At 58.3% G+C, this 15,068-nt stretch carries 15 protein-coding genes; 10 read left to right on the plus strand and 5 right to left on the minus strand.

Annotated elements, in window-relative coordinates; translation table 11 throughout:
• Positions 1–48: 48 nt before the first annotated feature.
• A complete protein-coding gene (locus QA646_RS10735; protein WP_283055447.1) occupies positions 49–558 on the plus strand; it encodes a TIGR00645 family protein in 510 nt (169 codons plus the stop codon).
• 12 nt (positions 559–570) lie between these two features.
• On the opposite strand, the gene QA646_RS10740 is transcribed toward QA646_RS10735, so the two are convergent.
• A complete protein-coding gene (locus QA646_RS10740; protein WP_283055448.1) occupies positions 571–1,518 on the minus strand; it encodes a hypothetical protein in 948 nt (315 codons plus the stop codon).
• Positions 1,519–1,876: 358 nt separating this feature from the next.
• On the opposite strand from QA646_RS10740, the gene QA646_RS10745 reads away from it, so the two are divergent.
• Positions 1,877–2,602 (plus strand): LuxR family transcriptional regulator, encoded by a 726-nt coding sequence (locus QA646_RS10745; RefSeq protein WP_283058840.1) that lies wholly within the window; start codon positions 1,877–1,879, stop codon positions 2,600–2,602.
• Positions 2,603–2,742: 140 nt separating this feature from the next.
• Here the strand turns inward: QA646_RS10745 and QA646_RS10750 are convergent, their stop codons facing one another.
• The 4 genes from QA646_RS10750 to QA646_RS10765 all read right to left on the minus strand — a co-directional run bounded on the left by QA646_RS10750 (position 2,743) and on the right by QA646_RS10765 (position 6,230).
• Positions 2,743–3,882, minus strand: coding sequence for a DUF2333 family protein (locus tag QA646_RS10750; protein ID WP_283055449.1), 1,140 nt, complete (start codon positions 3,880–3,882; stop codon positions 2,743–2,745).
• Between the two features lie 190 nt (positions 3,883–4,072).
• The gene (locus QA646_RS10755) at positions 4,073–5,095 is read right to left on the minus strand and encodes a hypothetical protein (RefSeq protein WP_283055450.1); all 1,023 of its coding nucleotides are present in this window, start codon (positions 5,093–5,095) and stop codon (positions 4,073–4,075) included.
• Between the two features lie 80 nt (positions 5,096–5,175).
• Positions 5,176–5,562, minus strand: a complete 387-nt coding sequence (locus QA646_RS10760; protein WP_283055451.1) for a cytochrome c family protein — start codon at positions 5,560–5,562, stop codon at positions 5,176–5,178.
• Between the two features lie 86 nt (positions 5,563–5,648).
• Entirely contained in the window at positions 5,649–6,230 is a 582-nt protein-coding gene (locus tag QA646_RS10765) for a thymidine kinase (protein WP_283055452.1), read from the minus strand.
• Between the two features lie 233 nt (positions 6,231–6,463).
• Between QA646_RS10765 and QA646_RS10770 the strand changes: the two genes are divergently transcribed.
• From QA646_RS10770 to QA646_RS10805, 8 genes are all read left to right on the plus strand, one after another.
• On the plus strand, positions 6,464–7,420 hold the full coding sequence (locus QA646_RS10770; protein WP_283055453.1) for a choline ABC transporter substrate-binding protein: 957 nt from the start codon (positions 6,464–6,466) through the stop codon (positions 7,418–7,420).
• Positions 7,421–7,605: 185 nt separating this feature from the next.
• A complete protein-coding gene (gene choW, locus QA646_RS10775; RefSeq protein ID WP_283055454.1) occupies positions 7,606–8,451 on the plus strand; it encodes a choline ABC transporter permease subunit in 846 nt (281 codons plus the stop codon).
• The gene (gene choV, locus QA646_RS10780; RefSeq protein WP_283055455.1) at positions 8,448–9,497 is read left to right on the plus strand and encodes a choline ABC transporter ATP-binding protein; all 1,050 of its coding nucleotides are present in this window, start codon (positions 8,448–8,450) and stop codon (positions 9,495–9,497) included. Before choW ends, choV begins: the two co-directional genes overlap by 4 nt.
• Positions 9,498–9,536: 39 nt before the next feature.
• The gene (locus QA646_RS10785; RefSeq protein WP_283055456.1) at positions 9,537–10,286 is read left to right on the plus strand and encodes a pyridoxamine 5'-phosphate oxidase family protein; all 750 of its coding nucleotides are present in this window, start codon (positions 9,537–9,539) and stop codon (positions 10,284–10,286) included.
• Positions 10,287–10,401: 115 nt separating this feature from the next.
• Positions 10,402–10,719, plus strand: coding sequence for a metalloregulator ArsR/SmtB family transcription factor (locus tag QA646_RS10790; protein WP_028751732.1), 318 nt, complete (start codon positions 10,402–10,404; stop codon positions 10,717–10,719).
• A 358-nt stretch (positions 10,720–11,077) separates the two neighbouring features.
• Complete coding sequence (locus tag QA646_RS10795; RefSeq protein WP_283055457.1) at positions 11,078–12,406, plus strand: aspartate aminotransferase family protein; 1,329 nt, start codon at positions 11,078–11,080, stop codon at positions 12,404–12,406.
• A 94-nt stretch (positions 12,407–12,500) separates the two neighbouring features.
• Positions 12,501–14,198: an adenine deaminase gene (ade, locus tag QA646_RS10800; RefSeq protein WP_283055458.1), complete on the plus strand. Its 1,698-nt coding sequence runs from the start codon at positions 12,501–12,503 to the stop codon at positions 14,196–14,198.
• A gap of 49 nt (positions 14,199–14,247) precedes the next feature.
• Positions 14,248–14,976, plus strand: coding sequence for a hypothetical protein (locus QA646_RS10805; RefSeq protein WP_283055459.1), 729 nt, complete (start codon positions 14,248–14,250; stop codon positions 14,974–14,976).
• The last annotated feature ends 92 nt before the right edge of the window (positions 14,977–15,068 follow it).

Genomic DNA, 15,068 nt, shown 5'->3' on the forward strand with positions numbered 1-15,068 from the left:
ACCCTATTTTCCCGGGCGAACTGCAGGACGAACGGAAAAGGATAAGGCATGAAGTCCCTGGAACTACTGGTCGAGCGCATCATCCTCTCCAGCCGTTGGATTCTGGTGGTCTTCTATCTCGGTCTTGCGGCCGCCCTTGCGATCTATGCCGTCTCGTTCGGCTACAAGTTCCTGAAGGTCGCCGCCGGCGTCTTTGATTATGACGAGGCGGACATGATCCTCGCCATTCTCGGCCTTATCGATGCCGCACTGGTGGCCAGCCTCATCGTCATGGTGATGATTTCCGGCTATGAAAATTTCGTCAGCCGCTTCGACGAGGCAGACGACGAAGTCTCCTTCCTCGGCAAGCTCGATTCCGGCAGCCTCAAGATCAAGGTTGCTTCTTCCATCGTCGCCATTTCGTCGATCCACCTGCTGCAGATCTTTCTCAACGCCACCCAATACGAGAACGGCAAGCTGATGTGGCTCACCATCATGCATCTCGCCTTCGTCGTCTCGGCGCTTCTGCTCGGCTATCTGGAAAAGATCATGGCGAAGGCCAAAGCCAAGGACGCCTAACCGAAAGCGTCGTTATTCGCCGACAGCCACTGGCGCCGCCGAGGGAGGCGTCGGTGCGGCGCACTTCGCAATCGATTGGTTGCTCTTGCAATCCCTGGCGGCAACAAGCTGATCGGCAGCGGCGAGCTCGGTTGTCAACCGCAGCTTCAGCGCATCCATCTGCGCGATGAGATGGATCGATGTTGGCGCAGTGCCCAGCATCAGACCGACAAGCGATTTGTCGATGCCCATCTCCTTGAGGAAATCGACGAGTCGCGCCGTCTGTCGCTTGTCGAGCTTGGTCGTATCGTGCTTACCGACGAATTTACGCCCCACCTCCCGTTTGGAGAGGATCTTTCGCTTGCCGTTCACCATTTCGTATTCGGTGCGGTATTGGACGCGCACCTCGCTGTAGGTCGTGGTGATCTGATGTACGCCAAGAAGTGCGAAGGGGCTGGAGACGCGCTCGACGCCACCGGCAAAAAATAGCGGGCAGGCGGAAAAGCAGATGGCACCGAGAGAAAACGTCTCGCCCTTGATGGAGCCGTCCTTTGCGCGGGCAGCCGAGCAGATCGGCTCGGCATAGGGGCAATCGCGCGAGCGCGTCCTACCGACGGCGATCGCGAGTTTCTGCTTGCGGATGGCATAGGCCATCTCCATGGCCGCCCGGACATCGCCGCCTGGCGAGCTGACGATGATCGGCAATTTCCTGCCGCCGAGACGTTTCAGCAACCTTTGCAGCTTCTTCGGCGAATCCGCCATGATCTGCCCTTCGGCGGAGATCCAGTCGGGGCAATTATTGTCGGCGCGGCACCAGGCCATGTCACCATGCACCACAATGAAATCCATGGACTGACCGGCGGCAGCGCCGGACGCCTCAGCGGAGCTGAAGGAAAGCAACAGAAGAAAAACGGTTGCCAGGAACCACAAGGTCCTTTGGCAACACCGAGCGAGACGCTGCGGGAACAAACGGAAGGTCATGTAATAGAAGCCTGGAAGCAATTGCCGTGAAAGACCGATAGCAATCGCTTTTGACCTTCGCAAGGCAGGCCTCGACAGTCGTCTGTCAGCGGTTACCAACGGCGATCAGGCTGGCATTTCCGCCGGCGATTGCTAGGTGTCCACAGGCTCCACGCACCTCCCACAATGGAGAAGTCAAAGAAGTAATATTTTTGCCGCAAAAGCCACCTTTCGGAAAAGTATTACAAATCAGAACTTTACCATATTAAGACATATGAAAATGGAATTATTTCTAATTGGTGTCGCAAATTTGTCTCTAGCATTCGCCCGGAAATCCGGTATTTGATACCGATAACACGCTATGGGCGCTTACATCCAAATGTCCTATATCATCACCGCCGAGAGACAATTATTGCTTTCCGCCGAGCTGGCCGCAGCCCGCACACAGGCGGCTTTTGGGCAGGCTTTGGAGCGTGCGAGTTCCGCTTTCGGCTTCAGCCATGTAGCGCTGATGAATGCTCCGGTTTCCGAAGATTCCATGCTGACGCCGCTGGTCATCGAAGGCTCGCTGACGCCGCAATTCCTGCGTGAATTCGATCGCAATCAGTTGCTCCGCCAATGCTCGATGTTGATGCGTGTGCGGGACTCGGTCATGCCGCTTCCGTGGCATCTGCTGGAAAAAGGCGCCGACGTCGACATGTCGCGCGAGCTGCGCTCGCTCTTCTCCAACCACAGTTGCACGATGGGCGTCGTCATTCCCATCAATTCCTCTGACGGACAACGTCTCGTCTTCTGGTTCATGGGCAGTCGCAGCAGCCTTGGGCAAAGCGAGCTCAACGAGCTCACCATGATCATGCTGCAGGGGCTCGACGCCTACAACTGCATCAAGCGCAGTGACAGTTCCGTGCCGCATATGCTCTCCACCAGAGAGCTGGAAGTGGTTCGCTGGACGGCGCAGGGAAAAACTTCGGTCGAAATCGGCCAGATTCTTTCCCTCTCCGACCACACGGTCAACGCCTATATGACCAACGCGATCAGGAAACTCGATTGCGTCAATCGCACCCAGTTGGTCGCCAAGGCCATCCGTTTGAAACTGATCAGCTAGAGCGCTTCCAGGAAAAGTGCGAAGTGCGGTTTTCCGTCCGGAATGCGCAGAAACAAAGGGATAAAGCGGGAAAGCGATACCGTGAAGCGCTTTCCCGCTCCAATCGTTTCAGCAAATTCCCCTGACGACTGCCTTGCTCTTTAACGGCCGCCGAGAACGGTGCGCATTTCGACCAGATTAGAGCGCACACGCAGGATGTAGAATCCCATCGTCGCGAGATGGCTCGGCATGATCCAGCCGTCCTCCCGCCCGTTGGAAATGATGGCGGGCTGGATACGCAAGGCGGCCTGTAACTGTTTCATGGTGCCCGTCCAGAGCGTACCGAGATTGCGCTCGGCGATGACTTGCTGAAAATCGGCGCCAACGGCGCTCAAGATACCGTAGTAGCCGTAGAGCTGACCATAGGCGAACCAGAAGCGGTCGTCGGCGCGCATGTCGAACCAGCCGTAATTGTGGTTCTCCGACCGCTCCGCCAGAATGTCCGACGTGCTGCCGAGATCGTTGGCAACACGATCGATGAATTGCAGGAGATTGTCGGCGCGGCTGTCGAAAACGGCATTGCAGGCGCCGAGATCGGTATTGAACTTGCGCAGGCTGTTGATTGCAGCGCGATAATAGCTCGGCGTCGGCGTCTTCGGGCCAAAGGGGCGCAGGCCGAAATACCAGCTCGTTTCATCGAATTGCAGATTGCCACGGGCGCTCTGCAGGTCGCCGTTGATACCGGAGGTGCCGCGTACGCGGCCGAGCGTATCAACCAATTCTACCGACGTGCGCCGCACAGCCTGATTCACGCCGCGCTGAAAAGCCGCCTTGTTGTCGAGGAAAGGCGTGTCGTCCCAGCTCACGCCGAAGAACCCCAGCTTGAAAAGCAGCATCGAGGAGATCCAGGCATTCTGGTTGACGTTGAAATCGGTGAGGTCGGCGGTAACGTCGACGATCGCGGAGGTCTGGCAAGCCTTCGGCGCATTCGCGGCTGCCTGCTGTCCATTCACTGCCGGCAGCTCCTGCCCTGCCCCGACCTTGCGGTCTGAAAACTTGTAGACGTCTGGATAATTGGCATCGAAGCCGCTCCAGACCTGTGTCTGCCAGATGAAATAGATGTAAAGCACCGCGACCAGCGCCACGAAAGCGGCAATCGGCAGCTTGATCATCCAATTGCGCTGCCGGTACCAGCCGTGAGCGGCAAGGAAGGGCCAGAGGATCCAGACGACGAGAAGCCCCAGGCCGCGCGCAATGGCACTGCCGATCCGCTTGAAGAACGCAGTGATCGAATCAAGCATGAACCTCTCCTTTGCTGCGGCTGCGCGTCCGTCTGACTGGCAATGAACGCAGGACCCCTTGCGCCTCCCACATGAACCGAAAATCGCTGCGGATTTTCATGCATGCAGAGGCACGTCGCTATTCTCGCCCAAGCAAATATGTGTTCCCGAAGAAGACAGCAACCGGGTGTTGTCATTTTTCAATCAATGATCAGGTCTCCGGCTCGGTCTCTTCCGACGGCTCGGCATCCGCGGCAGGCATAGCCAGCAGATGCGGCTCCAGCCGCCGGGTAAAGATGTCATCGGCACGGGCCTTGCGCGATGCGAGATCGTGCCCCGCAAGCACGTTCGCCTCGAAGGCGGCAATCAGAGCGGCGACTGCAGTTGGCCTTTCCGTGCTCGGCAGCGGCGGTACGGCTTCCGATGTCACCGCCTTCAGCAAGGCAATCCGCTGCTCGATGTCGATGGCAAGCTTGCCCGCCATCGCATTGATGGCGGCAATTTGCACGTTCAGGACGTTCACCAGCTCCTCGTAGATATCGATCAGCCGCTGCAGTGCAGCCCGTCCCGGTTGCAATGCCCGCTCCTGCTCATGCAGATCATTCTGCTCGGCGGTCAGCCGGCTGTATTCCGCCTCCAATTCGGATCGTGACCCTGCGTCGTGAGCCGAGGAAATGCTGCTGCGCCGGTCGAAAATTCTTGGAATCAAGCCATCTGCCCGGCGCTGCACCTCCTCTATCTCGAAATCGATATGTTGTCGCCGCTCGATGACCCGCACCAGATGCGCCTCGCAATCGCGAAAGGACCGAACCAGCGCCAACCGGGCCGCCTTGAACTGCGCATCGAGCGAAGCCGAAGCTGCGAGCGCCGCTTCGAGATCGGCCGCGATCGACGTCGGCTTGGCGTGGCTCTGCCCGATCCTGCGCCCGAGCAGCCCGGAGGTGTCGATCCCGGCCTTCTCATCGAACAGCCGCCGATGCTGCAAATCAGCAGTCGCGGTCAGCGAATCCAGTTGCTTCACCAACGACAGAGCCAGAGTTTTCCAGCGGCCGAGCAACGCAATCGTCTCGCGCACCAACGCCTCTTCCACCGGGAAATTGATGGCTTCGAGACGCCCATTGCCCTTAGCATTGCTGCCGAGCCCGGCATTGGCCGCATCCATGCCCTTGATCGCATCGTCGAGCGCCGCGCGGGCCTTGTCGATCTCGCCGTCGAAAGAATGGGCCTTGACCATGAAAGCGTCTCTCAATTGCCGTTGTCGGCGAGACTAACCGCTTAAATGCGCAAAGAAAATGCCCACCGTGCAAACCTGCCTCAGTGTGCGACAGCCGGGCTCTTCAAATAGGCAATCAGATTGTCCAAATCCTTGTCGCTCTTCAAACCGGGAAAGGTCATTTTCGTACCTTTCACAAGGAATTGCGGACTGGGCAGGTATTTTCTGAGCAACGCCTCATCCCAGACCTTGCCGTCGGCCCCGAACGCTTTCATCGCCGGCGAGTAGTTGTAGTCCGGCACGGTCGCAACGGGACGACCGACCACGCCCATCAGCGACGGCCCGACATGGTTCTCATGTTCGGTGGCCGTGTGACAGACGGCGCACTTCTTGAAGACTGCCGCACCGGCAACTGCGTCTCCGTCGGCAAGCGCGGCCGAAGCGGAAAAAAGAACGGCGGCCACGGCCGCCAGACAGCGCAATTTCATGTTTCCTCCACCATCGAATGTTCCCGCTTGCACGACCATAGAGAAATTCGCCGCCGCCTGCCGGATGACGCGATGCCGCGGATAGTTCACTCCCCGGCCATCGCCTCCTCCCAGTGACGACGGCAGAGCGAAACATATTTGTCGCTGCCGCCGATCTCGATCTGCGCGCCCTCGTGCACCACTCTGCCCTGTCCATCCAGGCGCACCAGCATCGTCGCCTTGCGGCCGCAGTGGCAGATCGTCCGCACCTCGCGCATCTCGTCGGCAATCGTCAGAAGCTCCTGCGAGCCCGGAAACAGCTTGCCTTGGAAATCGGTGCGCAGCCCATAGGCCATGACTGGCACGCCAAGGCGATCGACGATGTGGGCAAGCTGCCAGACCTGCTCGCGCGACAGAAACTGCGCCTCGTCGACGAAGACGCAGGCAAGCGCTTCCTCGGCGTGCAGATTGTCCGCCATCGCAAAGAGATCGTCCGCTTCATCGAAAGGCGTGGCCTCCATCTCCAAGCCGATGCGCGAAGCGATCTTGCCACGACCGGCGCGGTCATCGAGCGCCGCGATGAAGGCAACCGTCCGCATGCCGCGCTCCTGATAGTTATAGGCCGCCTGCAGCAGCATGGTCGACTTGCCGGCATTCATCGTCGAATAATGGAAGTAGAGCTTGGCCATGATAGTCTCCTTGAGCGTTTCATGGGTTCTCCCTTATGCGAAGGAAAGATGCCTTCGGCGAAAACCACAGGAATTGCAGGCTCCTCTGAGACAAGATCGGCTCGGCGACACAGCGCTGAAAAAATATTGGGGAGTCGCAATCAGCCCCTCCAAACCGACGCAAATACAATGAGGTCGCTTGAAAATGTCCGTTATTGGTGGTTGCTTGGGAACGTCACACTGGGAGTCACACAATGATAAAAATGACTTTAACCTCTTTTGCCTTCGCCTCAGCCCTTTCCATGCTGACGCTGGGCGCAACCACCGCATCCGCCGCTGAGCCGGCAAGCTGTGGCACCGTGCATTTTGCCGATGTCGGCTGGACCGACATCACCTCCACCACGGCGACGGCCTCCGTCCTTCTGAAGGCTCTCGGCTACGACACCGACGTCAAGGTGCTCGCCGTACCGGTGACCTATCAGTCCTTGAAGAACAAGGACATCGACGTGTTCCTCGGCAACTGGATGCCCTCCATGGCCGAGAACATCAAACCGTTTGCCGCAGACAAGTCGGTCGAAACCGTTCGCCCCAATCTGGAAGGTGCGAAGTACACGCTTGCGACGAATGAAAAGGGTGCGGCGCTCGGTATCAAGGATTTCAAGGATATCGCCACGCACAAGGATGACCTCGACGGCAAGATCTACGGCATCGAGCCGGGCAACGACGGCAACCGACTGGTTATCGACATGGTCGACAAGAACACTTTCGGCCTGAAGGGCTTCGAAGTGGTCGAATCCTCCGAGCAGGGCATGCTGGCCCAGGTTTCGCGGGCCGACAAGGAAGGCAAGCCGATCGTCTTCCTCGGCTGGGCGCCCCATCCGATGAACACGACCTACAAAATGACCTATCTTACCGGCGGTGACGACATCTTCGGACCGAACTTCGGCGGTGCGACGGTCTACACGAACGTCCGCGCAGGTTATCTGCAGGAGTGCCCGAATGTCGGCACCTTCGTCAAAAACCTCGTCTTCTCGCTGCCGATGGAAAACGAGATCATGGGTAAGATCCTGAACGACGGCAAGGAGCCGGAAGCGGCTGCCACGGAATGGCTGAAGGCAAATCCGACCGCAGTCACCCCCTGGCTCGCCGGCGTCACCACCAAGGACGGCGGCGACGGGGCTGCGGCAGTCAAGTCCAAACTCGGCCTCTAACAACATTGGGGGATAAGGGGCGGCTCAACCGCCCCTTTCTCTTCCGATGAACGAGAGGCTGCTTCCTTCCTGTTGCGCCATCTATCGGGCAGTGTCCGCAGGCGCCATAGGCCGTTATTCTCCGGCGGCCCTATCCGGAACCATCTAAGACGCCCGGAATGGCCGCCCCAATGGTGGGCAAAGACGTGAACTGGTTAAACGATTACCGCATCCCCATCGGTCCATGGGCCAAGGCCGTCGTGGATTGGCTGACAAGCAATTTCATATGGTTCTTCGACGGCCTTTCCTTCATTGCCTCGCATGGAATCAAAGGACTGTTGTTCCTCCTTCAGGAGCCACATCCGCTGGTCGTCGTCGTCTTTTTCGCCGCCGTTGCCTACTGGTTGCGCCGGAGCATTCCGGTCACGATCCTGACCCTGGTCGGCCTGCTGATCACCATTAATCAGGGCTATTGGAAGGAAACGACGGAGACGCTGGCGCTGGTGCTGGCCTCCACTTTCGTCTGCATGCTCGTCGGAGTCCCCCTCGGCATCGCTGCAGCCCGCCGCCCCTGGCTCTACGCTTTCATGCGGCCAATCCTTGACCTGATGCAGACCATCCCGACCTTCGTCTATCTGGTGCCGGCGATGATCCTGCTCGGCCTTGGCATGGTCCCGGGCCTGATCGCAACCGTCGTCTTCGCCATCCCCGCATCGATCCGTATGACCCGTCTCGGCATCATCTCGACACCACCTTCTCTCGTCGAAGCAGCCGAAGCCTTCGGCGCGACACCGCGCCAGGTGCTGCGCAAGGTCGAGGTACCCTTCGCCCTGCCGCAAATCATGGCCGGCCTGACCCAGACGATCATGCTGTCGCTCTCGATGGTCTCCATCGCTGCTCTCGTCGGCGCGCCTGGCCTCGGCGTGCCGGTGTTGCGCGCACTGAATAGCGTCAACGTCGCCAAGAGCTTCGATTCCGGCGCCTGCATCGTCATCCTGGCGATCATTCTCGACCGCATGTTCCGTGCCCCCGGCGAAGGAGAAAAATCATGACCACCGCCGTCGGCTTCAAAAATGTCAGCATCATCTTCGGTGATCGTCCTGAGGCAGCGCTCAAGCTTGCCGATGCGGGAAAAACACGCGACGAGATCGGTAAGGCGACCGGCCTGGTGCTCGGCGTCGCCAATGCCTCCCTCGAGATCAAGGAAGGTGAAATCCTCGTGCTCATGGGCCTGTCCGGCTCCGGCAAGTCCACGCTGCTGCGCGCCGTCAACGGCTTGGCGCCAGTGGTGCGCGGCGAGGTCGTCGTCAACAGCAAGAGCGGACCGGTCAACCCCTATAGCTGTAGTCCCAAGGCGCTGCGGGACCTGCGCATGCATACCGTCTCCATGGTGTTCCAGCAGTTCGCGCTACTGCCCTGGCGCACCGTCGCCGACAATGTCGGCTTCGGCTTAGAGCTGGCCGGCGTGCCGGAGGCCGAGCGCAAGAAGCGCGTCGACGAGCAATTGCAGCTCGTCAATCTGACGCAATGGGCAAACCGCAAGGTCAACGAACTCTCCGGCGGCATGCAGCAGCGCGTCGGCCTCGCCCGTGCTTTCGCCACCGGCGCGCCGATCCTGCTCATGGACGAGCCGTTCTCCGCGCTCGATCCGCTGATCCGCACCCGCCTGCAGGACGAGCTTTTGGAATTCCAGCGCCGCCTGAAGCGGACGATCCTTTTCGTCAGCCACGATCTCGACGAGGCCTTCCGCATCGGCAACCGTATCGCCATCATGGAGAGCGGGCGGATCATCCAGTGCGGCACGCCGCAGGAAATCGTTAAGAACCCCGCTGACCAATATGTCGCCGACTTCGTGCAGCATATGAACCCGATCAGCATGTTGACCGCCCGCGACGTCATGCAACAGGGCCTCAGCCACTCCGCAGCAGGCGGCTCGGTCACCGCGACGGCCACGGCCACAACGCCGCTCGTCGAAATCCTCGACGCGCTGACACATCAGCCGGGCAATATCGGCGTCGTTGACAACGGCGTGATTATCGGGACGATTTCTGCCCAGGATATCGTGGCTGGCCTCACCAGCCACCGGCGGAGGGAGTAGTCTATCTCAGGCTCTCTCCCGTCCTGAGAGAGAGCGACGATGAACGACAAACCGTCCGTATTGCGGGAAACCGATGACCAGGCGCGCAAGCAGGCACGTATTCTGCTGCGCTCCGGCCGCTTTGCGTCGCTCGCCGTCCTCGACCCGGAAACAGGCTTTCCTTCCGTCAGCCGCGTGCTGACCGGCACGGATATCGACGGCGTGCCGGTCATTCTTGTGTCCGGCCTTTCAGCCCATACCAAGGCGCTGTCGAAAGATCCGCGCGCCTCGATTCTTTTCGGCGAACCTGGCAAAGGCGATCCTCTCGCCCATCCGCGCCTCAGCGTTCAGTGCAGGGCCGAACGTGTTGATCGCGAAAACCGTCTGCATGGACGCATTCGCTCGCGCTTTCTTGCCCGGCATCCTAAAGCCAAGCTTTATGCCGATTTTGCCGATTTCTGCTTTTTCCGCCTCATACCGCTTACCGCCAGCCTGAATGGCGGTTTCGGGAAAGCCTATGTTCTGCCGGGAAACGATCTGATGATTCTTTCAGCAGCTAACGAAATGCTCGCTGAACAGGCTGATGTGATAGTGCGAGAATTACTAGCCCACTATCCGCGTATCATTACAACTATAGTGAGTAGCCTAAGAGGATCGGTCGGTAAAAATTGGCGGATTTGTGGCTTAGATATGGCGGGAATCGACCTAATTCGGGGAGATGAGGCCTTGAGATGGGAATTCGACCCATCCTTTGGGGAGCTGCACGACGCTCATACATACATATCTAAAATAGCATACTCGATACCTTAAATTTAGGTATATACAATCTTTGGCCTATATTGGTATTGTTACTTATCGGATTAATTCCCGATTAGAAAAACGCCCGCAATTTCTGATGTACGCTCCGCATTAGGAAGATTAAAAGATGAAGACAAGAAATTTGGCCGAACACTCCAACGTGGCGGCAGCATTATTATCTGCTATGGCGAACCCGAAGCGCCTCATGATTCTTTGCAGCCTGGTCAAGGGTGAAGTTCCAGTTGGCGTATTGGCCAATCAGGTGGGACTCAGCCAATCTGCACTTTCCCAGCATCTTTCGAAGCTGCGCGCCCAGAAGCTGGTGAAGACCCGCCGCGATGCTCAAACGATTTACTACTCCAGCACCTCAGACTCGGTCATCCGGGTTCTTGAAACGCTGGAAGACATTTATTGTGAACCGGAAAAAAGTAGATCGGCTGCTTAATAGCTGGAATGGCTCTGAGTATGTCGAGGCAGGATCCGCAAGGAGGATAATTTCCAACTGTAAGATCAGGCCTCTTTCATCACCATTATGTAACGATTTGGCTGGCAAATTTTCCAATTTGCCAGCCTTTTCGCGTTTGCTGCCTTGTCCGCAATAAGCGCCTGGCGGCATGCGGCTATGCACCAGGCCGTGTAGCACATTATCCGAGACGGTCTCCACTTTAGAACAACGCTTTGTTCCACCGCCCACCTTTGTCTTGACGCCAAGGGGCCGGCTGATAATTTGACCGGGCAGTAAATAATCACGCGGCCCACGGCCGCGATCGGGAAATGGCCCCCGAATGGCCATGGAGAACAGCATGTCCGACCGTCAGAATGCCACCCCCAACGATCTGCGCGCCTTTTGGATGCCGTTTACGGCTAATCGCCAGTTCAAGAAGGAACCTCGCCTCTTCGTCGGCGCCAAGGATATGTACTACACCACCCATGACGGGCGACAGGTGCTGGACGGGACGGCCGGCCTCTGGTGCGTGAATGCCGGCCATTGCCGGCCGAAGATCACCGAAGCAATTCGCGAGCAGGCGGGCGAACTCGATTATGCGCCCGCCTTCCAGCTCGGCCATCCCAAAGCTTTTGAGCTGGCGAACCGGCTGGTCGACATTGCCCCAGAGGGCATGAACCACGTTCTCTACACCAATTCAGGTTCTGAATCCGTCGAAACCGCGCTTAAGGTGGCGCTTGCCTACCATCGGGTGAAGGGCAACGGCTCGCGTTTCCGCCTCATCGGCCGCGAGCGCGGCTATCACGGCGTCAATTTCGGCGGCATCTCCGTCGGCGGCATCGTCTCCAACCGCAAGATGTTCGGTACGCTGCTGACCGGCGTCGACCACATGCCCCACACCCATGTTCCCGGCAAGAATGCCTTCACGCGCGGCCAGCCGGAGCACGGCGGCGACATCGCCAGCGAGCTGGAGCGCATTGTCACGCTGCATGACGCCTCCACCATCGCTGCCGTCATTGTCGAGCCGATCGCCGGCTCTACGGGCGTGCTGATCCCGCCGAAGGGCTATCTGCAGAAGCTGCGCGAAATCTGCACCAAGCACGGCATCCTGCTGATCTTCGACGAAGTCATCACCGGCTTTGGCCGCCTCGGAGCCCCCTTCGCCGCGCAATATTACGACGTGAAGCCGGACATGATCACCACGGCCAAGGGCCTGACGAACGGCGTCATTCCGATGGGTGCGGTCTTCGTGACATCGGAAATTCACGACGCCTTCATGCAGGGACCCGAGCATATGATCGAGTTCTTCCATGGCTATACCTATTCCGGCAACCCGATCGCCTCTGCCGCAGCTCTCGCGACGCTCGATACCTACAAGGAAGAAGGCCTGCTGACACGCGCCGCCGAGCTTTCGGACTATTGGGCCGATGCGCTGCATTCCCTGAAGGATTGCCCTAATGTCATCGACATCAGGAACACCGGCCTGATCGGCGCCATCGAGCTCGACCCTATCGCCGGCGAACCCACCAAACGCGCCTTCACCGCCTTTCTCAAGGCCTATGAAAAAGGCCTGCTGATCCGCACCACCGGCGACATCATCGCGCTCTCCCCACCGCTGATCATCGAAAAGCACCATATCGACGAACTCTTCGGCAAACTTAGGGATATCTTGCAGAATAATATCTGAGGCTTAGTCTCGTGAGAATCGGCCCCTCATACCCCCATTGTTGCAATTGCAGAATGGTCGGGCATGAGGGGCAAACTTTATATGAGGAAAAGCCATGTCAGCCGAACTTGAACGCTATATCGACCAGGGTGTCGGCCGGGAGCCGGCGGATATCGTGCTCAAGGGTGGGCAGTTCTTCGACCTGGTGACGGGTGAACTCGTCGCCTCGGACATCGCCATTTGCGGTGATCGCATCGTCGGCACCTGCGGCACCTATCAGGGCCGCGAGGAAATCGACATCTCCGGACGCATTGTCGTTCCAGGCTTCATCGACACGCATCTGCATATCGAATCCTCGCTGGTCACGCCGCATGAGTTCGACCGCTGCGTCCTGCCCTATGGCGTGACCACGGCCATCTGCGATCCGCATGAGATCGCCAACGTCCTCGGCACCGAAGGCATCCAGTATTTTCTGGATTCCTCGCTGGAAACCATCATGGACATCCGCGTCCAGCTCTCCTCCTGCGTGCCGGCGACCCATCTCGAAACATCCGGCGCCGATCTGCCGATCGAGCGGCTCCTGCCCTTCCGCGATCATCCGAAGGTCATCGGCCTCGCGGAATTCATGAATTTCCCGGGCGTCGTGCACAAGGACCCCATCTGCATGGCCAAGCTTGACGCCTTCCAGGGCGGCCATATCGATGGCCATGCGCCACTTTTGCGCGGCAATGATCTCAACGGCTATCTCGCCGCCGGCATCCGCACCGAACATGAATCGACGACCGCCGAGGAAGCGCTCGAAAAGATCCGCAAGGGCATGCACATCCTGGTGCGCGAAGGCTCGGTCTCCAAGGACCTGCACGCTCTGATGCCGATCCTGACCGAACGCCTGTCGCCCTACCTGGCGCTTTGCACCGATGACCGCAATCCGCTCGACATCGCCGAACAGGGCCACCTCGACTATATGATCCGCACCGCGATTGCCCACGGCGTCGAGCCACTGGCGATCTATCGTGCAGCCTCCATCTCGGCCGCCCGCGCCTTCGGCCTGCGCGACCGCGGGCTGGTGGCGCCCGGCTGGCGCGCCGATCTGGTCGTCATCGACAGTTTGCAGAACTGCAAGGCGGAGACCGTTTTCTCCGCGGGCCGGCGCGTCACCGCGGAACTCTTCGCCAGCCGCAAATCCGTCGCCCCGGTCGGTCTCGACAGCGTCAAAGCGCGCCCGATCAACGCCGCCGATTTCGGCGTGCCGGTGACCGAGGGCGAAAGTTCCGTGATCGGCGTCACCCCCGGGAAAATCATCACGCAGCATCGCCGCTACCGGCTGCCGGTCAAAGGCAACCAGACCGATATCGACCTCGGTAATGATGTCATCAAGGTGGCCGTCATCGAACGGCACGGCAAGAACGGCAATCACGCCAATGGTTTCGTCCAGGGCTTCGGCCTGAAGAAGGGCGCGATCGCCTCGACGGTCGGTCACGACAGTCACAATATCTGCGTCGTCGGCGTCAATGAAGACGATATGGCCCGCGCCGCCAACCGCCTCAGCGAAATCAACGGCGGCTTCGTCGTCGTCGAAAATGGCGTCGTCACCGGCGAAATCGCCCTGCCCGTCGCCGGCCTCATGAGCCTCGAGCCCTATGAAACCGTACGCGATACGCTGCATCACCTGCGCCAGGCGGCCTACGCCCTCGGCGCGACGCTGGAAGAGCCTTTCCTGCAACTCGCCTTTCTGCCGCTGCCGGTCATCCCGCATCTGAAGATCTCGGACCGGGGTCTTGTCGATGTCGACAAGTTTATGCTGATTGGCTAGCATTTCATATGCTTCCCCGAATTTTATTCTGAATAAACAAGAAATACCTATGATTAAAGAAGAAAAATTTTCAAAAAGGTTGGTTCGTATGTGGGGAATGTCACTCGACACGTGGAACAATATATTATTATTGTTTTTGGCTATCGCCGCTGTCGCAGCAGCAGTCGTTGGATTCTCTACATACGCCACCATTCGCTTGGCTAAAGAGGAATCCGTTGCCGCCAAGGCGGAGTTGGATGCGTATAAATTAGCTGCCGATGAAAAGGTGGCTGACGCCAAACGTGAAGGAATTAAGGCTGGCGAAAACGCAGCAAATGCTCAGCTTAAAGCCGCGGAACTGGAAAAAGAGGCCGCCCACGCCAAATTGCAGACTGAACAAATAAAACAAGTTGTCACATGGCGTACGCTATCTAGAAAGAATGCTGAAGACCTAAATCGCGTATTAAAATTGTCGCCCGGCAGAGTAAATTTAAGATATACCGACGGTGACCCTGAATCCTTATTTTTGGCAATCCAGCTATCCAAGGTGCTCAGCGATTCCGGTTGGCAAGTCGCCCCGGGGGCATACAAGAGCAATGCTATAGTATTCGGAATTAATCTTCCTGATGGAACGGATCGCGACGCGGAAGTGCTACAGAATGCGTTCTCGTCAGCAAGTATCGGTTTTTCAACAGCTCCGGTGCCGGTCACAGGGTCTTCGGTTAGCTTTAACGTGGCAACTATCCCCGGCGCTCCGACATTGATGGTCGGCTCGCGACCTCCGCCAATCTTGCAATAGCCGAGGCATGCATAAAATCAAATAATATCAGAGCATCTATTATGCCCTCATATTCGTCAGCAAATCTCAATAGCTAAATTTGGCATATAACA

It is taken from the genome of Rhizobium sp. CB3090 (genome assembly GCF_029714285.1).
Taxonomy (GTDB): Bacteria; Pseudomonadota; Alphaproteobacteria; order Rhizobiales; family Rhizobiaceae; genus Rhizobium.